Consider the following 17,724-nt stretch of genomic DNA (forward strand, 5'->3'; position numbering starts at 1 on the left):
TTTTGGCTTACTTTTTATTAGCAATAATTATAGACCAAAAAGTTATTCTTTGCTAGCAAATTATCAGAGGTATCCTTAATTTCACTTAATTGTAACTACTCTGCTATGTTTAAAAGCATAATCAGATATTTCATTGCCAATCCCCGGTCGATCAGGGACAGTAAATACACCACTCTCAGGCTCATAATCATACTTAGTCAAGCTAAGCATTTTGGACATTTCAGTGTTGATATTATATTCGTGGATGACAAAATTAGGAATTGCAGCTTCTAAGTTTAATGAAACGGAAGTTGCTAAATTACTTCCAGCTACATGGATCTGCACACCAATCTCATTTGTGTCTGCCATATCACAGATCTTTTTAACTTCTGTTACACCTCCTGCAGTACAGATATCTGGCTGAGCAACTTGGATGCTATTTTGATAAAAAGTACGTTTGAAATCCCAACGAGAATACATTCGCTCACCAGAAGCAATATTTAAACCTGTTTCTTGATGAACATAACTTAACAAATCGGGATCTGGCTTTACTGGCTCTTCAAAATATAAGATATTGTATTTTGAAGACATCTTGCCATATTGAACAGCTGATAATTTATCAGTTAAAGCATGATTTTCTAAGATCAATTCACCATTTTCTTCTAAAACATTACGAACAGCCTTAATTCTCTCTTCGGCTAAGTTTAAATAATTAGGTGATAAAAAGGCTGTCTGTCTTTGCCACGGAATTTGTTTTCCCTGCTCATCAAATGTTAAAAAGTTAATTTTAACAGTCTTAAATCCCTTTTCTAAGGCAATTTTTGTATTATTTACATAATCTTGAGCTGAAGCTGCAGGCTTTCTTGACTCTCCCCATCCCATTTGGAGCTGACTAGCATAAGCTTTTAAATGATCTCGTTGTTTGCCACCAAGTAATTCCCACAGTGGAGCTTGATAATACTTTCCCTTAATATCCCATAAAGCAATATCAAAAGCTGAAATAGCGCCAAAAATTACAGGACCTGCATTTTTACCAAAGAAACTATTTCTGTATAATTTCTGCCAGATGACCTCATGCTCTAAGGGATTCATCCCGATTAACATGGGAGCTAATTCTTTCATTTCAATAAAAGCAGCTTCTTTTGCTCCGCCATATGATAGAGCAACTTCACCATCGCCATAAATACCCCTGTCAGTATAAATACGACAAAAAGACGGCTGCCAATTATCTTCTACTGGATCACTATATAATAGATCGATTTTAGTTATTTTCATTTTTTCTTTACCTAATAAAAAATATCAAACTAGAACGTTTGATATTTTTAGTATTCTATCCAACAACTGAAAAAATTCTAACTTCTGGTTCAGCAGTCCAAGTAGGTTTTAAGCCTGGAAAAACATGTTTAGTAAACATTTCACTCTTGAGATAATCTTGTGCATGTTCTACTGAATCAAAGCCGTGTAATACCTGCACATCTTCATCGCGAACAAGTAATGCCTTACTTTCAGCGCCTGGAATAGTTTCTAAAAATGGTTTACGGTAATCACTATAAACATTTGCAGCTGCCTTTCTATTTTCTGCTGGGATCTGCATCGTAACTTCTAAATAAGCTTTTACTGCCATATCAATTTTCCTTTCTGTTTTAATCAACTTACATTTTTATAGTAAGATAAAGTTGAAAGGATTTATATATATTAAAAAGAGTTTTAGCTACTAAAGAATTATTGAGTGAGGTCAATTATGTATCAAAGAAAATTACCAAAAGAATACTATTGTACTGTTGATTACGCATTAGATATCTTTGGCGGAAAATGGAAACCAAGACTCTTGTGTATCTTAGGACACAAAAAGTCTATGAGATATGGTGAAATAAAAGAGCAGATGGAAAATATTTCTGATGCAGCATTAGCTGATTCGCTTAAGGAATTGCAGCAACAAGATATCATTGAAAGAAAACAGTATAATGAAATGCCAATTCGCGTCGAATATTCATTAACAAATAAGGGAAAAACGTTGCTGCCAGTTTTAAATACAATTTCAAATTGGGCCATCAAAAATAGCACCCCCGACATATATAAAGGGATGCATTTTAATGATGTGCATAAAGACTTGTTTAAATAGAATTTACTACTTAAAATTCAAATATCTCAGGCTTTTCCTCAATCCCGTGACAAGCTAATGATCTTATACAATTTGGATCTAAGCTTTCTTTTCTAACCCACTCAAGTGACTTCTTTTGAGCACTTTTATCCATTGAAATACCAGAGGTTACCATTTCCTTCCAAGATTTTTCACCATAGCCACCATCTCCATAATAAAGGAAATATTTGCCATTGCTATTAGTGATCTTGGTAGCGACTAATCCAGCAGTGTGTCCTGGGATATTAATGAGTTCAATACTCTTATCTCCCAATAAATCATAAGATCTACCAAATGGGCCTTGATTGTCGTTCCAATCATACAAATTTAAATCCATACCATCCCACCATTTTTTCTTAAAACGAATATAGGGATGTTTCTTAGCATACTCATATTCTGACCGTGCTATCATAATATTCTTGGCATCTTTGAATTGACGTAAACCATTGGCGTGATCACAGTCAAGATGTGAAATAATGACATAGTCAATATCACTTGGCTTAATTTCTAATTTAGCTAGTTGTTCACTCGCTGTCATCCCTTTTGGAACCACGCCTTGATTAACGTGATATAAAAGTGAAGAACCTAAGGACTTAATTTGAGCCTTTTTATCAAAAACACCATTTGGACTCATTGAACGGTCCCAACCTGTATCGAGCAAGATTAATTTATCTGGTGTTTCAACTAAAAATACATTTACTGGTAACCAAATTTTAGGTGATTTCTTAATTGAAAAGCCAGCAGCCTTGGCAGCTGAGCAATGATCTCCACCAAATGCTAATTCAGGCTCAATTCTAACTTTTCCAGTATTAATTATATGAACTTTATATTCTGACATAATTATTACCTCATAAAATATTTTAGTTTATAAAAATATTCTATGAAGAAATACGCAAATTTAACACTACATAATTGTCAAAAATGTCTAAAAATAAGTTGCTAAGTTAGTTAACTCCTTTGAAATCAAATCTAGGATAAATTTTCGATCAACATCATCTTTGTGCTTTAGATAAAAAATATCTGCTGAAGTTAATCAGCAGATATTTTCAATTAATCTTCTTCTAAAGTTGAAGCTAATTTTTTATTTTTAACAAAATGAACAACTAATCCAATTGCCAAACCAACTAAAGCTGGCACAAGCCATGAAAGCCCCATGTTAGCTAAGGGTAAATGGTTTCTTACAGAAGCTACTGCTAAACCAAATGAGCTTTGACTGACAACACTTGGAAAGGCTACAACCATATCGCCCAAGGCCGGAACAACTGTAAAGACGATTACAAAGAAATATACAACTCCATCAGTCTTAAACAATGGTGAGCAGACAGACAATAAAATTAATACCATTGATAATGGGTATAAGAACATCAGCATTGGAGTTGACCATGCAATGATTGTATCTAAACCAAAGTTAGCAGCTAAGAATGAAGCTAAACAGCTAAGTGCTAGCCAAGCGTGGTAGCTAACTTGTGGGAAGTGTTTGTGGAAGTCTTGAGCAAAAGCAGCAACTAAACCAACAGCAGTGGTCAAGCAAGTAACAGTTAATAAAAATGCAAGTAAAGCTTGACCGAAGACACCGCCATAAACATTAACGATTTGATTAAATGCAACACCACCGTTGTCTGAAACTTTAAAGCGGCCTAATGACATTGCACCCATTAAGATCAATAATAAGTAGATAAAACCGATAGCTAGCACAGCTAACAAACCAGACTTAGCAACAACTTTTGAAACACTTTTAGCATTCTTTTGTCCCATTCCGCGTACTGCTGTAACAACAGTTACACCGAAGGCTAGTCCTGCCAAAGCATCCATTGTGTTGTATCCTTCTAAGAATCCGCTTACTAAAGCGCCATGCTTGTAAGCAGCAGTTACAGCTGCGGTTTGTGGGTTACCTAATGGACGAGCAAAAGCTACAAGGAATACTAAGAATAGTAGAGATAAAAATAGTGGGTTTAATACTTTACCAACATTAGATAAGATGTTGTTTTGATGGTAAGAAAAACCAAAAGCTGCTAAGAAAAACAAAGCAGAAAAGATTAATAAGGCTGTTCCTTGCATATTTTTAGGAACAAATGGTGCAATCCCAACTGTAAATGAAACAGTTGCAGTTCTCGGTGTACCAAATAAAGGACCAATTGTAGCATGGATCAAGACCATAAATACAACTGCAAAACCAGCACCTAGCGGTTTTCCGATATCATAAACGCCATCAGCATGCGTAATTGCAACAGCTAAAACGGATAATAAAGGCAGTAATACACCCGTGATTAAAAATCCAACTGCGGCTGTACCCCAATTTGCTCCAGCGAGTTGTCCCAAGTGCAATGGGAAAATCAAGTTACCAGCCCCAAAGAATAAACCGAATAGCAAGGAAGCGACCACTAAATAATCCTTCCATGTTAATTTTCGTGATGTATGATCTGTCATCATATTCTTTCCCTCCAAAAAATATCTCTGAATACAAAAAAGCCCCTCAACTAAATTACTTAGTTGAGGGACGCTTCAGCGTGGTACCACCCTTTGTTCGTATTGCTATCACTAGTAATACCTTTTCACGTGCAGTCAATTACTTGACGATACGTAGGCACTATAATGGGTGCTCCCACTTCTTCTCACTTAAAATTAAGAATCAGAACTCGAAAGTGATTTTCACTTAATCTTATAATTTATCTCCTCACACCTAACGAGATTCGCTGAAAATTAAGATTATGCTACTCTTCTTTCTCTTTGTTTTCAGATTAATTAAATTTGTTAATAATCATTTTAATATAAACATCATAAATGTCAACAGTTTTTTATAAATTTGTTTTTTGCTTATTCAATATTCATTATTTAAAAATAAACCATTTTTTAAATCTTCAATGATCAGCCAGTTTCTTTTCAACTAAATTACTTAACCGTATTATCACCAGATAAAGTACTTAAAATAATAGTACCAGCATTATTTGTACTATCTCCTTCGGCAGCTGCTTCATTTTTTCCGAATAACGAATTATCTCCACTTAAAGTACTTAGTTGATATTGAGCAGCTTTTACATCTTCAACTAAGTTATCGCCCGAAGTAGTTGAAACCTTAAATTGATCAAGGACTAAACTATTTTTCAGTGTAAAATCATCACTTACTAGTTGGGCTTTTCCTTGTTTTACTGTAACTTCTTTGAGATTAATATCTCCTGAAGTTGTAGTTAATTTAACTTCGTCAGTTTGTACTGTTCTTAGACTTACATCTCCGCTTACAATAGAGATAACTAAAGAATCAAGATTTAGATTCTTAAAATCTGCATCACCACTTACTGAGGAAACTTTTACCGCACCTAATTGATGACCATCAGGAACTGTAACAACTAAAGCACCACTATCGCTTTGACTAACTATATTTACTTCAATAAAATCTTTTCTCCAAAACTTTCCGTGCTTACGCTCTACTCTCGGTTCTTCAATTTCAAGTGTATCATCTTTAAGCTCAACGCTCGGCTTTTCATCTTCAGATCCACAATAGTGAACTTCAAACTTATTACCAGTTTCAACTTTAAGATCAAGATCAATTAAATCAAGATTCAAATTATTAAAACTATCACTGCTTAAAACTTCATCAACAACTGTATCTTTAGTTTCGTCATTTTTATTGAAAAACATTTTATATACCTCTTTTTATTATTCATTAACTAATCTTATTTGAATTTAATTTTACTATCATATAGATGCTTTTCAATGAAATTTGACTAAGTGGTTAAAAATTATACCTAACATGCAACAAAAAACAACCTAAGCTATTTTTTACTAACTTTATTATCAAACTATTCAACCACTATAAAATACGAAAGCCACATTCTGATAAGGACATTCATTCTTTACCAAAATGTGGCTATTATATTTGCATAAAAAAACGCCCCAAGCAATATTTCTTGGAGCTATTTTATTGATCTTATTCAAATTTAGTATCCCAGTCAGGATCATTATTTGCATCAAAACACATTGCAATTTGTTCTTTAGTATTTCGTCCAAGTGAAAGTTTAGGTAAATTATCTAAATTAAAATAATCACATGCATCCGTTTCATCATTTGGCGTAAACTTTCCACTAATTTCCTTACATAAATAAAATATTTTCGTAATATTAGTCGCAATAACAGGCTTATTATGATGATTCCGATCTTGCACTGCAATAATCTTAATCGGTTCTACTATTCTTCCCGCTTCTTCACGAGCTTCTTTAACGCAATTTTGAGCAGTAGTTTGATCATAATCATTCCAGCCACCAGGCAATGACCACTCCTGTGTCTTTTTTTCACGAACAAGCAATATTCTATTATCTTTAAAAATTGCAGCTCGTGTATCAATTTTTGGAGTTTGATAACCTTCATCACCTAAAAAAAGAGTCTTAAGTTTCTCTTCCGGAATTCCAGTTCTAGCTGACATCATCTCGCCAGCAATACGACGAATTTCTTCGTAACGTTCTCGATCAAAAACATCATGTCCATATCTTAATCCAGCTTGAGCCAAACTTTGTAAGTCCATTGCCCAATTTGCAATTTGATCATTTGTCTTCATTCTTCAATCACCTAAAACTTTATAGTTAAATTAATGACTAGCAATATAGTCTTGTAATTCGCCTAGCTTATCGATTTTAAAAGTAAAAGCTTGCATGCCCAATTTCTTTGCTGCATTAGTGTTTGCCTTTAAATCATCAATAAATAAACTTTCTTCTGGCTTTAAAATATACCGAGCAATTAATTTCTCATAAATCCTTCTATCTGGCTTCATTAACTTCTCTTGAGCAGAGAAAACATAACCATCGAAATAATTCCCCATTTCCGAATTCTTGACAAAATTAGCAAATTGCATCCCTGTGTTAGACAAACCATAGATCTTATAACCATCTTGACGCAATTTTTCCATGTAGTTAAAAACTGGCTCATAGAAATCAACATTTTCGGGCCAAGTTGCCATAATTTGTTTAACCTTGCTTTTTAATTGGTCGGGAACACGATCTATAAATATTTCAGTTGCCTCTTTTTCCGTAATCTTGCCAGCATCAATCTCGCTCCACTCTTTAGATTCAAAAATTGTCTTTCTCAATAAATCGTGGTCTGCTGGCCTTAGCTCATAATGATTCAAAATTTCATCGGGATTATAATTCATAATGACATTTCCAAAATCAAAGATAATATTTTTAAGCATTAACTTACCTTCTATTTTTAAAATCTATAATTAAAATATGCGCTTTTTAATAAAATCTTGCAAGGAAATGCAAAATTAATTATATAGATCTATAATCTTTTATTTTTTTTACCTCTACTAAGCATAAATATCAAAGTTAATAACCCCGTAATAATATCAATGAGTTTATTAACGGTTTGCGAAGAATTCAATTCGTCAGAACTATCCATAATTGTTGGCTTTATTTGCTTAAACTGCTCTCTTGTTTGACGTAATTTTTCATATTCTTCATTTAGATCTGAACTTTCTTGATTATCTTGGTTATCGCTTGATTTTTTACTTAATCCAATAGTAAATATCTGAGGTAGAACACTTTCTTTAAAGTATTGTCTTTCACTATTTTCGTTAAAGTCATCAAATACAACCCTATATCCTTGCTCTTTCAATACTTTCAATGGAATTTCAGTACTATATAAATCATTAATTAAATCACCAACGCGCCCAGAAAGTTTTCCGGAAGAAGTAATAGAGTGACCATGATCATCTATATCGATAAAATTAATAATTGCTGTTTGAACAATTTTGCTATTATCTGTCAAATCAGTTTGTTGATCTACATTTTCATGATCTATTGCAGCTTGAGAATCTGATTCATGATCGTGATTTAGATTAATATATAAAGTATCGTCATTATTGTTTATCTTTTCATAGACTACAGTTAAATCTTGTCCTGGATTTGCTGGAGTTACTGTAGCTAAAGTTGCTTGATAGCCGCTTACTTTCGGCACATTTTGATCATTTTTAACTTTACTTGCATCATTAGAGTCCGATTCAAATTGAGGCTTTGGTGCACCTTGAATAGCAGCTCCCGCTTCATCAACTGGAATCAAATGACCATTAGGGTGGTATTGAACTGTAATGGTTTGATCATCTAAAGTTACAGATTTTTGATTAATGAAATCTAAATCTGCATGATATCCCTGAACTATGGGAATTTTAACTTCTTGATATCTTTCCTCATCCGCACGCCAAGTTTTATCATAAACACCATTAGGAATTACTTTTTTGACTATATTATTGACTGTAATTGTTCGAAACCAGTTAATTGTTTGAATGACTGTCTTTGGCGGATTCGGGCATCCCTCAAAATTAACAATCAGCTTACTCTTTCTGTGATATAAAGATGGATCAACCCAGTCTACAGGATTATTTATGTTTACAACTTCAACAGCAGATATAAAAGTGATAATAAAAATTGGACAGTAATCATTTGAACTTCCAAAAAATTGCACATCTCCGTTATGATTAAAGCCATTAGCCACTAGCTTATAACCTTGTTCTTCAAAGTGCTTGATTTTAAATTGAGGATCATAATTAATTGGTGTATTTGCTAAACCCGAAACAGTATCTTCGGTTAATAATTGATTATTAGTAGTTAGATCCACGTACCGGATTTTTGCTTTTTGCATTGTATTAGTTGGTTTCATATTGAGTTTAAAAGTAACTATATATTCTTTATTTAAATCATTAGGTGTTACCTTTTCTCCGCCAACTACTACTCGATCAGGAATATAGCCTGGAAGTGTTGAAGTACCAATTAATTGCATGCTCTTTTCTTTTGGCTGAAAGCTCAACTTTTGCAGTTGCTAACTTCGGGATTGTATTTTTAGTTGCCAAAATTTTAGAATATCTAATTCAATACTTTGGTGCAAAAAAGACAGCAAAATATTCACAGATTATGAATATTATTATCAGTAGATCATTCATTAGAAAGGTTGCTGTTACCCTATTTTTAAATGTTATTTTGATTATTCTGTCATTATTTATTCCAAAAATAGCTATGATTCTGTACTTAGTTATTCCGGTTACTTCATTTTTGTTTCCTGTTAAACACAATAAGATAGTTTGATTAAATTACAATTCTTTATGTCAAATATTTATTTATAACTAGCTTGTATATATTTTAATTTCTTAAACAAAATGCGAAAAAAAGAGCAATGAGTTCTTCAAAATAGAAGATCATTGTTCTTTTTTTATATTTTTTCAAAAAATCTTATTTAATACTCGTTAATTTATTATTTTTTACCGATTATTGCATCTTTTTAACCGATAACAAGCAAAATAAAGTTTTTTTATTTCTAATCTCTATAATAAAAATTGAAAGGAGTTAAAAATGAAATTCAAATTATTCATTGAGCCAAGTAAAGCAGAAATAGTGGAAGCCTATGTACATCAAAGAAGTGATTTCTCAGCTCAACTAAAAGAGTTTGTTTTATCAAATGGCAATTCAAATACAATTGTAGCTTACGATGATAAAGATTTAACTATGGTCAGTTTTTCAGATATTGTCATGATTACAATTGCTGAAAATAAGGTTCTAGCCATCTGTAATAATGACAAGCAATATCATATTAGAAAACGACTGTATCAACTGACTGATCTTCTTCCATCCAACTTTTGGAAAATCAATAAATCAGCGATAGCCAATCGAAACTATATTGACCACTTTGAAGAAACCAAAAACTCTGGAGTCAATATTATTATGAAAAATGGACTAACTGATTACGTTTCAAGACGTTGTTTTGCCAAAATCAGAAAGGAACTGAATTAAAATGAAAGAATTTATCCGCAATTTTATTAAAAGTGGCCTACAAGCTGCGGGGTTTGGACCCTTAATATTAGTGATTTTTTACTATATCTATTCTGTCACTATTAATTTCCATACTATTTCAGTTCAAGATGTAAATAAAAATATTGTATCAAGTCTTTTACTTGCCTTTATTGCTGGTGGCATTAACGCAATCTTTAAGGTTGAAAGGATTCCACTCGGTCTTGCAACAACAATTGACGCTATTGTCATCTATCTTGATTATCTTCTCTTCTACGTTCTTAACGATTGGATCAAGTTACAAATTATTCCATTTCTTGTTTTCACAGTCATCTACATTATTGGTTACTTAATTATCTGGCTATGTATTTACCATCAAGTAAAAAATCAAGTCCAAAAATTGAATCAAAAACTATAAACAAAAAATGCGTATTATCTTCGTCTCAAAAACGTTGATAATACGCACTTTTCGTTTAGCCTTCTGCTTTTTTAATTTGATCATGCATATCTGCTATATCTAAATCTTTATCTAAAAATTCCTGGTTATCTAATGGCAAATGCTGGTCGATCGTAGTAAATGGCTGTAAATAAACTGTTGCTTCACTGACATCAAAGTTTAACAAGTGGCCTCCAATTGACTTATCATCTGCTAAAAAATGTAGGTGAAATCCCGGTGCTGCCATTCCTTGAAACATTTTTGGTGCAAAGTAACCTATTACTGTCCCTGAAACATCAGATTTTTCAAATACGGCTTGTTCATTTGCTACGGCAAGCAATTGTTTATAAGGTCTAGTTTGCTTCTCAACTACTCGTGTTCTAACAGCTGAAAACTTACCTACAATCTTAACTGCAAAAAATACATTTTTATAAGGATAAGTTTTCAAAATGTGCTCTTCTAACTCTTTTTTGGTCAAATTTCTAGCAGTAAACTTATCTTTTATCTGCTCAAAATGAACTGTCGCAAAAGGCACTTTCTCTTCAGGTTTTAAAACTCTGATTTCTCCATTACTTTGAGCCAAATAAGGTGTATGGTCTAGCACAATCATTTCACCATCAAGACCACTTGCTGTGCCAATGCCCCAATCACCATGCTTTAACAAGTCTGCAATTGTCATTGTTCCATCAAATAATCCAGGCACCAGCATCCCTAAAGTACCATGCTGGAATACTTTGCTTTCATATTTTTCCATTGTATTTTCCTTTCCAGAGTTAATGAATCTGGTCATCTAACAACGTCTTGCCTAATGTTTGGTTGAAACTATAATCAACTGGCACATCAACAATTGTTGGTCCATTTTCTTTAAAGGCTTGATCTAAAACCTTATTTAAATCAGCTGCCTTTTCAACGCGGTACCCTTTGGCACCAAAACTTTCTGCATATTTAACAAAATCAATTGGTCCAAACTTAACAGCCGCTGAATCTCCATACTTCATTTCTTCTTGGAACTTTACCATATCATAGTTTCCATCATTCCAGATAATATGCACTATATTTAAACCTAAACGTACTGCTGTCTCTAAATCTTGCGAAGAGAACATAAAACCGCCATCCCCTGACATAGAAACAATCTTAGTATTTGGTCTAACTAAAGCAGCTGAAATTGCCCAAGGAAGCGCAACTCCTAGTGTCTGCATCCCATTACTAAATAGCAAATGTCTTGGCTCATAGCTTCTAAAGTGTCTTGCCATCCAAATATAGAAACTACCCACGTCTACTGTCACTGTCATATCATCAGTTACCCTATCTTGCAAAGCTTGAATGATACTTAGGGGATGACTTTTAATTTGGTCTTTAGTCACAGTAGGTGTAGTATCACGCTTTTGCAAAGTCTTACGCAAAGAATCTAAGTATTCTTTAGATTCTTCAGGCATTGTATAGCCCTTCATGTATGGTAGAAGGAAATCTAGAGTTTGCGAAATATCTCCAACTAACTCGCGTTCAGGTTGATAGTTCTTATCAATTTCTGCACGCATCGAATCGATCACGACAATGTTAGCACTTCGATCTGAATTCCAGTTACGTGGTTCATATTCAATCGGATCATAGCCAATTGCAATTACTAGGTCACTCTTTTTAAGCAATTGATCTCCTGGTTGGTTTCTAAAAAGTCCTACACGACCAAAGAAATCATCCTCTAATTCACGTGGAATAATTCCTGCTCCCTGGAAAGTTTCAACTACAGGTAAATGAGTTTCAGCAATTAAACGTCTGATTGCATTAGTTGTTTCAGGATCAGAAGCTCTCATTCCGAGCAAAAGTACCGGTAATTTGGCGGTTTTAATACGCTGAGAAAGCAAGGTTGATTCAATCGGACTTGCTGGTCCAAGCTTTGGAGCTTCTATTGGTGCAATCACACTGGTCTTTACTTCTCCGTCAGTTACGTCTTGTGGAACTGAAACGAAACTTGCGCCCTGCTTAGCAGCTTCTGCTTCTTGATAGGCATTTGCAATTACTTCGGAAATATTCTCTGGTTCTTGAACTTCAGCACTATATTTAGTAATTGGTTCAAACAAAGCTGCATTTTTCATGCTCTGGTGAGTTAAACGCAAAAGATCTGTTCGTTGAACTTGCCCAGAAATTGCCAAGACGGGATCTCCTTCCGCTGTCGCCGTCACTAAACCAGTTGCTAAATTTGATGCTCCAGGACCTGAAGTTGTCAATACTACACCTGGTTTTCCAGTAATTCGCCCCACTCCAGCAGCCATAAAAGCTGCGTTCTGCTCATGACGAGTCAAAATAAATTTTGGTGTACGTGGATTCTTAGAATGTTCAAGCAATTCAAATACGCGATCAATTTTTGCTCCAGGAATCCCAAAAACGAATTTTACGTCATGATTGATTAAACTATCCACGATAGCGTTAGCACCGTAATACTTTTCTTCTGTCACGACAAATTCCCTTCTTCCATTTATTTCATATTCTTACTTACAATTTACAAGTATACATACAAAACAAATGACTTTCAAGTAAGCGGATTTTTCACAAAAAATAGGCCTATTGACATTCAAGTCTGGCCTATTTATTTCAATTGCATTCTCTCATTAAAATAATTTCGATAAGCTAAGTAGCCTGCAATTACAGCCCCTAAACTTGTTGCGCATAAAAGCATAAAAGTAATCATAATTTGATACTTAATTGCATAAATCGGATTAACGCCAGCAAAAATCAAACCTGACATCATTCCCGGTAAGTTAACCAAGCCAACAGTCTTAGCCGAATCAATTGTTGGTTGCATGGCTGTTTTGATGCTTCTTCTTAAAATTGGCATCTAGGCTGTTTTAATATCACTACCTAAGGCTATTTTTTCTAGTATTGACTGACGCAAATCATGAAAACTTTCATTTAATGACTTATAACAGAGACCGACAGCTACCATTTCATTACCTGCAATCATTCCAGTAATAGGAATAACTTGCATTGGTATCGGTTTAATCACACCCGAAAAAATTAAAATTGCTAAGGTTGCGTATGTGCCGACAGCTTCCGCAATAACAGAATTATAAAATTTCTTATCAGGATTAGGATCTCGCTGATTGGCATTCCACGATGCATTAAAAATAATAACTAAGGTTGATACAAAAGTTAACCAATAATTATTTACATGAAAAATAAACTTTAGAACATAGCCAATAATTATTAGCTGGACAATTGCACGAATCACGCTAATTAAAATATCTTTGGTTAAACCAAGTTTCTCTTTAGCAGAAATTGCAATTGAAACTAGGACCAGCGCGAAGGCAAAGACTAACGACCAATTGCTTACCATTACATTTTTCATTTAAGAATGCCGCCTTTTTCAATTCGAACAATATGTTGTGCTGATTCAATTTCACTTTGATCATGCGTTACCTGAATAATTGTAACGTCTTTCCGATGAACTTGCTCAATCAGATGATGAACAATTTCTTTACTAGCTTGATCTAAACCTGTAGTAACTTCATCTAAAAGTAAAACCTCCGGTAAAAACAACAAATTTCTAATTAGGGCTATTCGCTGCTTTTCACCACCTGATAAGCTATTAATATCTTTATCTAAATATTCTGCTCCTAAGTTTACATCGCGTAACAACTGATATACACGCTCTTGATCAACTTTGAGATTTCTAATTTCATATGGGAAGGATAAATTATCTGATACTTTCTCTCCAAACAAAGATGGTTGCTGAAAACAATACGAAACATTTCTACGATATATTAGCGGATCGATTTTCATAATATCTTTGCCATTAAATAAAATCTTGCCATGATTTGGATTAATTAGATTAGCAATTAATTTCAAAATTGTGCTTTTCCCTGCACCAGACGGACCAATAAGGGTTAAAAATGCTTTTTCTTCTACTTCAAAGGATATATTTTGTAGAATTTGCTTTTGATTAGCTTGATAAGCTATATTTTCTAGTTTTAAAATAGCCATCATCTTTTCTCCATCACAAAATTAAATGTTCTTTTTCATTATTATTAACTATAATCCTTTTTAGAAGAGGAATAAATATAGTTAATATCTTAACTATCACACTAGCAATGCAAAATTTAACGCGTTCATTTTATACATTAGTTAGAAATTTAAATAAAATAAGCACTAACAACATTCTACTTAAAGTATCGGTGGTTATCAGTGCTTTTTAATTTTTTGGATAAAAATAGTTTTACTTTAAAAAGTCCTCTAATTCCTCATCAGAAAAATCATCACTATAATCCTGTTTTAATTCTTGCAAGATCTGTTCATCGCTTTGATTCATTCTCTTTAGAATCTTAACTATTTTCCGTATATCAAAAATTCTTGCTTCTCTTCTTCCTTGCTCCAACCCCTGTTCTACACCTTGTGCAAGTGCCATTTCTTTAATTTGTTCCGTATTCATCACATGTTCACTCCATTCTTCTGTTTTACGATAATTATCCATTGTCTTTTTGATTCGTTTGATAAATTCACTATTTGTAGTATTTTTACCTTCCATCAACGAATAGAAATCTTCTAGTCCTTGACTAACGCTGCCTTTCTTCCCTTTGCTGTTTAAGTATATTATCTCAGATTCGTCGTTCAGTTCAACAAATTTATCTTCCCTAGCAGAGTAAGTGAAAGTATATCGCTTCAAGCCTTTGCCTTTAGGATCAAACGGTAAAACAAATATTACATAGACAGCCGTTAATTCACCATATCCTTCACCTTGATGTAAAAAGCCGTCTTCCATCATCTTATACATGTAGTAGCGTGCTCGTTTATCCAAGTCTTTTTGCGGTGCACTTGCATCTCTATATCGTATCTTCTACCCTTACTGTCTTTTATTAAAACATCTAGTACAGAAAACTTTTCTTCCTTATTGAATGCAATCCTTTCCTGTGTTCGTACAGTAAGACCTTGAATATCTAAATCTGGAAAAACTTCATGCAAAAACATCCTGCAATTCACAGGATCTTTCATTACATTTTGAAACATCAGATCGTCTGTGATACCTAATAGTTTCGCTACATCTGGCTTTTTCTCTTCTTTCACGAAAAAGTCCTCCTAATAAATAGTTTAAGGAATCAATCCTCACTATCGATTACGCAAATGCGACGTTTTTTTTCGTAATAATTAATTTCAAATAAAAAAAGAGAACATATCACTCAAGTCTTGGAGTGTATGTCCTATTTAGATACAGTTATTTAATATTATTTACCATAGTTTTTTATAGCATCTTTGGCTAGACGGTCTGCTTCTTCTTTCTAACGAGGGAATAACAAAATATATTTCTTTAATTTACCATTACTCAAAAAGAGGATAATTTTACACTAATGCTGTAAATCATCCTCTTTTTAAATTCAGTTTAATTTGATATAACGATCCGTTGATCTGCTACTTGCTCAATAAAGTACTTATCATGTTCAATCAACAACATAGCTGGCTTAATCGGTACATAAGTTATATCTTTCGTTTTTTCAGGATCATGCATGAGAACACTAATTCCTTCATTATTTTTAACTAGATTTAAGATCGATTTTATGTTGTGGCTGGCAAAAGAAAATTGAGGCTCAAACCCGCTTTCTCGGCAAAGGTCAAATACTGTGTGATATAACATCTCTTCACCTGAATAGAAGACAAAGTTTTCATTTTTTAAATCAGCTAGTTTTAGAGATTTTTTTGCAGCTAAAGGATGCTCAGAATTTAGACAAGCACAGAAAGAGATTCTTGACCAACTGTAAATTCCTCAAAATCGGATTTATAGCCATACGTAGTTCTTACAAAAGCAAAATCCAATTTACCCTGCTGGAATAAATTTGTTAAATAGTTTATTTCACCTTCTTTAATAATTATTCTCAAATTTGGGTTCTATCTTTTAAAGCTACTTATTTGATCAAAAAAAGAATAATTCCAAAAAATCGGTAAAACACCAATAATAATCTTATCGTACCGATCCTGAATACAGTTTCTCAAATCAGACAAAGCTTGATCGTTCAATTTGATTATTTTTTGAGCAGCTGGAAAAAGAATTTTTGCATACTCGGTCATTCTTACTTGACGATTTGACCTGATAAATAGCTCGCAGTTCAGTTCTCTTTCAAGTGATTTAATTTGTTTTGACACACTACTTTGGTTTATAAACAAATTTGCTGCAGTTTCTGAAAAACTCAAAGTAGAAGCCAATTCTACAAAAGTTTTTAATTTATTAATTTCCATAGTTATCATCCTTTTAGGCTTTAAATCCAATAAAGGAAATTATTCTAAATGAATCAAGATAAATAAGCTTGTTTTAGAAAAAGCCAAACTAATTAATTTTTTTATAAACATATAAAGAGGCGATTGCATAAGATTTAAGATACAATCGCCTTTTTACTATATTTAAAAGAATAATTTACTCATGATAATCATGAAAATCATCAAACAAGTTGAACTAATTGCTGCAGCACCAAAAACTGTGCCACCGCGCTTAAAGATCACATTGAAGTTAACTGAAATTCCAAGCGCAGCCATTGCCATTCCTAAGAATACGTATGCTGCTTGAACCAAACCATCCAAAACTACTGGCGGAAATGGTAAGAATGTTCCTAAAACACTAGTTAAGATGAAACCACCTAAGAACCATGGAATTGGCAATTTTTTAGGTGCTTGCGTGTGATCCGCTGCACTCTCTTTAACTAGTCTTCGCTGATACCAGTAACCAACAATCAGGGCAACAGGCGCTAAAAGTAAAACACGAGAAAGTTTCATAATCAAGGCGCTATCTAAACTAGCTTCGCCAAATGCATTTCCAGCTGCAACAGCGTGAGCAATTTCATGTAGAGATCCACCAGCTACAATTCCAAACTGTGAATCAGTCAATCCCAGCATTGGCTTGATCACAATTTCAAGTAATGTAAAGACTGTTCCCATTACACAAACTACTGCAACCGCAAGAACTTCGTTTTCTCTTTTACGTTCTTCATCGCGGCTTTCAATTTGAGGAGAAACACCCATTACTGCAGCTGCTCCGCAAATACCAGTACCACAAGCAGATAAAGCTGCTAATTCATCTTCTGCACCAAACTTTTTACTTAACCAATAAGTTAAAATAATTGTACCGCTAACGCCTAACATTGCCACTAAAATAGTCTTAATGCCAGCATCAGCCAACTTGGTTAGATTAAGCCTAAAGCCTAGCAAGATAATTCCAAGTCTCAAGAACTTATTAGAAATAAATCCAATTCCGGGTGCTGCCTCTTCTCTAACCCCTACTGGTAAAACCTGTAAAGATATTCCTAATAGCAACGCAATTACTAAAGCACCGATTAAATTGAGATATGGCAATTTAGCAATAAAAATTCCAGCGACAGAACAGATTAAGGTCATTACTGCTGCTAGACCGAATGATCTACTTTTAACAA

17 protein-coding genes, 3 pseudogenes and 1 other annotated feature are annotated in these 17,724 nt (G+C 33.7%); of the genes and pseudogenes, 4 read left to right on the forward strand and 16 right to left on the reverse strand.

All coding sequences use genetic code 11. The features are described from left to right. Positions 1 to 81 precede the first annotated feature (81 nt). Together F3I00_RS05485 and F3I00_RS05490 are read right to left on the reverse strand one after the other, a co-directional pair. Entirely contained in the window at positions 82 to 1,254 is a 1,173-nt protein-coding gene (locus F3I00_RS05485; protein ID WP_020806980.1) for a mandelate racemase/muconate lactonizing enzyme family protein, read from the reverse strand. A 55-nt stretch (positions 1,255 to 1,309) separates the two neighbouring features. After that, positions 1,310 to 1,603: a hypothetical protein gene (locus F3I00_RS05490; protein ID WP_020806981.1), complete on the reverse strand. Its 294-nt coding sequence runs from the start codon at positions 1,601 to 1,603 to the stop codon at positions 1,310 to 1,312. A 117-nt stretch (positions 1,604 to 1,720) separates the two neighbouring features. On the opposite strand from F3I00_RS05490, the gene F3I00_RS05495 reads away from it, so the two are divergent. After that, on the forward strand, positions 1,721 to 2,101 hold the full coding sequence (locus tag F3I00_RS05495; protein ID WP_020806982.1) for a helix-turn-helix domain-containing protein: 381 nt from the start codon (positions 1,721 to 1,723) through the stop codon (positions 2,099 to 2,101). A 10-nt stretch (positions 2,102 to 2,111) separates the two neighbouring features. Here F3I00_RS05495 and F3I00_RS05500 read toward each other — a convergent pair whose 3' ends face one another. The 6 genes from F3I00_RS05500 to F3I00_RS05525 all read right to left on the reverse strand — a co-directional run bounded on the left by F3I00_RS05500 (position 2,112) and on the right by F3I00_RS05525 (position 8,884). After that, a complete protein-coding gene (locus tag F3I00_RS05500) occupies positions 2,112 to 2,957 on the reverse strand; it encodes an N-acyl homoserine lactonase family protein (protein ID WP_159311027.1) in 846 nt (281 codons plus the stop codon). Between the two features lie 212 nt (positions 2,958 to 3,169). Further along, the gene (gene brnQ, locus F3I00_RS05505) at positions 3,170 to 4,546 is read right to left on the reverse strand and encodes a branched-chain amino acid transport system II carrier protein (RefSeq protein ID WP_020806984.1); all 1,377 of its coding nucleotides are present in this window, start codon (positions 4,544 to 4,546) and stop codon (positions 3,170 to 3,172) included. A 63-nt stretch (positions 4,547 to 4,609) separates the two neighbouring features. Next, positions 4,610 to 4,856: a binding site (T-box leader), on the reverse strand. A gap of 152 nt (positions 4,857 to 5,008) precedes the next feature. After that, positions 5,009 to 5,755 (reverse strand): DUF4097 family beta strand repeat-containing protein, encoded by a 747-nt coding sequence (locus F3I00_RS05510; RefSeq protein WP_159311028.1) that lies wholly within the window; start codon positions 5,753 to 5,755, stop codon positions 5,009 to 5,011. A gap of 289 nt (positions 5,756 to 6,044) precedes the next feature. After that, positions 6,045 to 6,668, reverse strand: a complete 624-nt coding sequence (locus F3I00_RS05515; protein ID WP_020806986.1) for an NUDIX hydrolase — start codon at positions 6,666 to 6,668, stop codon at positions 6,045 to 6,047. A 30-nt stretch (positions 6,669 to 6,698) separates the two neighbouring features. After that, positions 6,699 to 7,298 carry an HAD family phosphatase gene (locus tag F3I00_RS05520; RefSeq protein WP_020806987.1) on the reverse strand — a complete coding sequence of 200 codons (600 nt, stop codon included), beginning with the start codon at positions 7,296 to 7,298 and terminating at the stop codon, positions 6,699 to 6,701. Positions 7,299 to 7,387: 89 nt separating this feature from the next. Then, positions 7,388 to 8,884 carry an adhesion exoprotein gene (locus F3I00_RS05525; RefSeq protein WP_020806988.1) on the reverse strand — a complete coding sequence of 499 codons (1,497 nt, stop codon included), beginning with the start codon at positions 8,882 to 8,884 and terminating at the stop codon, positions 7,388 to 7,390. A gap of 11 nt (positions 8,885 to 8,895) precedes the next feature. On the opposite strand from F3I00_RS05525, the pseudogene F3I00_RS05530 reads away from it, so the two are divergent. From F3I00_RS05530 to F3I00_RS05540, 3 genes and pseudogenes are all read left to right on the forward strand, one after another. Beyond that, a pseudogene (locus F3I00_RS05530) lies at positions 8,896 to 9,186 on the forward strand (hypothetical protein); the annotation flags it as partial. Positions 9,187 to 9,450: 264 nt separating this feature from the next. Next, a complete protein-coding gene (locus F3I00_RS05535; protein WP_020806990.1) occupies positions 9,451 to 9,888 on the forward strand; it encodes a LytTR family DNA-binding domain-containing protein in 438 nt (145 codons plus the stop codon). Between the two features lies 1 nt (position 9,889). Beyond that, positions 9,890 to 10,303, forward strand: a complete 414-nt coding sequence (locus F3I00_RS05540; protein WP_020806991.1) for a DUF3021 domain-containing protein — start codon at positions 9,890 to 9,892, stop codon at positions 10,301 to 10,303. Between the two features lie 55 nt (positions 10,304 to 10,358). On the opposite strand, the gene budA is transcribed toward F3I00_RS05540, so the two are convergent. The 8 genes and pseudogenes from budA to F3I00_RS05580 form a co-directional block, all read right to left on the reverse strand. Continuing rightward, positions 10,359 to 11,075, reverse strand: coding sequence for an acetolactate decarboxylase (budA, locus tag F3I00_RS05545; protein WP_024273064.1), 717 nt, complete (start codon positions 11,073 to 11,075; stop codon positions 10,359 to 10,361). A gap of 19 nt (positions 11,076 to 11,094) precedes the next feature. Beyond that, positions 11,095 to 12,774, reverse strand: coding sequence for an acetolactate synthase AlsS (alsS, locus tag F3I00_RS05550; protein ID WP_020806993.1), 1,680 nt, complete (start codon positions 12,772 to 12,774; stop codon positions 11,095 to 11,097). A 131-nt stretch (positions 12,775 to 12,905) separates the two neighbouring features. Then, a pseudogene (gene fetB / locus F3I00_RS05555) lies at positions 12,906 to 13,664 on the reverse strand (iron export ABC transporter permease subunit FetB). Further along, entirely contained in the window at positions 13,661 to 14,299 is a 639-nt protein-coding gene (locus F3I00_RS05560) for an ATP-binding cassette domain-containing protein (protein ID WP_020806994.1), read from the reverse strand. The pseudogene fetB and the gene F3I00_RS05560 overlap by 4 nt, the downstream one beginning before the upstream one ends. Positions 14,300 to 14,531: 232 nt before the next feature. Next, a pseudogene (locus tag F3I00_RS05565) lies at positions 14,532 to 15,319 on the reverse strand (Rpn family recombination-promoting nuclease/putative transposase). A 370-nt stretch (positions 15,320 to 15,689) separates the two neighbouring features. Beyond that, a complete protein-coding gene (locus F3I00_RS05570) occupies positions 15,690 to 16,067 on the reverse strand; it encodes a LysR substrate-binding domain-containing protein (RefSeq protein WP_081275669.1) in 378 nt (125 codons plus the stop codon). Between the two features lie 125 nt (positions 16,068 to 16,192). After that, entirely contained in the window at positions 16,193 to 16,540 is a 348-nt protein-coding gene (locus F3I00_RS05575) for a LysR family transcriptional regulator (protein WP_020806996.1), read from the reverse strand. Positions 16,541 to 16,702: 162 nt separating this feature from the next. Then, positions 16,703 to 17,689, reverse strand: coding sequence for a YeiH family protein (locus tag F3I00_RS05580; RefSeq protein WP_370519042.1), 987 nt, complete (start codon positions 17,687 to 17,689; stop codon positions 16,703 to 16,705). Positions 17,690 to 17,724 lie beyond the last annotated feature (35 nt).

The organism is Lactobacillus sp. JM1, assembly GCF_009834385.1.
Classification (GTDB): Bacteria; Bacillota; Bacilli; order Lactobacillales; family Lactobacillaceae; genus Lactobacillus; species Lactobacillus paragasseri.

Coding starts and splice junctions, on each gene's coding strand:
- F3I00_RS05485 (WP_020806980.1), bottom strand. CDS start 1,254: ATGAAAATAACTAAAATCGATCTATTATATAGTGATCCAGTAGAAGAT.
- F3I00_RS05490 (WP_020806981.1), bottom strand. CDS start 1,603: ATGGCAGTAAAAGCTTATTTAGAAGTTACGATGCAGATCCCAGCAGAA.
- F3I00_RS05495 (WP_020806982.1), top strand. CDS start 1,721: ATGTATCAAAGAAAATTACCAAAAGAATACTATTGTACTGTTGATTAC.
- F3I00_RS05500 (WP_159311027.1), bottom strand. CDS start 2,957: ATGTCAGAATATAAAGTTCATATAATTAATACTGGAAAAGTTAGAATT.
- brnQ (WP_020806984.1), bottom strand. CDS start 4,546: ATGACAGATCATACATCACGAAAATTAACATGGAAGGATTATTTAGTG.
- F3I00_RS05510 (WP_159311028.1), bottom strand. CDS start 5,755: ATGTTTTTCAATAAAAATGACGAAACTAAAGATACAGTTGTTGATGAA.
- F3I00_RS05515 (WP_020806986.1), bottom strand. CDS start 6,668: ATGAAGACAAATGATCAAATTGCAAATTGGGCAATGGACTTACAAAGT.
- F3I00_RS05520 (WP_020806987.1), bottom strand. CDS start 7,298: ATGCTTAAAAATATTATCTTTGATTTTGGAAATGTCATTATGAATTAT.
- F3I00_RS05525 (WP_020806988.1), bottom strand. CDS start 8,884: ATGCAATTAATTGGTACTTCAACACTTCCAGGCTATATTCCTGATCGA.
- F3I00_RS05535 (WP_020806990.1), top strand. CDS start 9,451: ATGAAATTCAAATTATTCATTGAGCCAAGTAAAGCAGAAATAGTGGAA.
- F3I00_RS05540 (WP_020806991.1), top strand. CDS start 9,890: ATGAAAGAATTTATCCGCAATTTTATTAAAAGTGGCCTACAAGCTGCG.
- budA (WP_024273064.1), bottom strand. CDS start 11,075: ATGGAAAAATATGAAAGCAAAGTATTCCAGCATGGTACTTTAGGGATG.
- F3I00_RS05560 (WP_020806994.1), bottom strand. CDS start 14,299: ATGGCTATTTTAAAACTAGAAAATATAGCTTATCAAGCTAATCAAAAG.
- F3I00_RS05575 (WP_020806996.1), bottom strand. CDS start 16,540: ATGGAAATTAATAAATTAAAAACTTTTGTAGAATTGGCTTCTACTTTG.
- F3I00_RS05580 (WP_370519042.1), bottom strand. CDS start 17,689: ATGACCTTAATCTGTTCTGTCGCTGGAATTTTTATTGCTAAATTGCCA.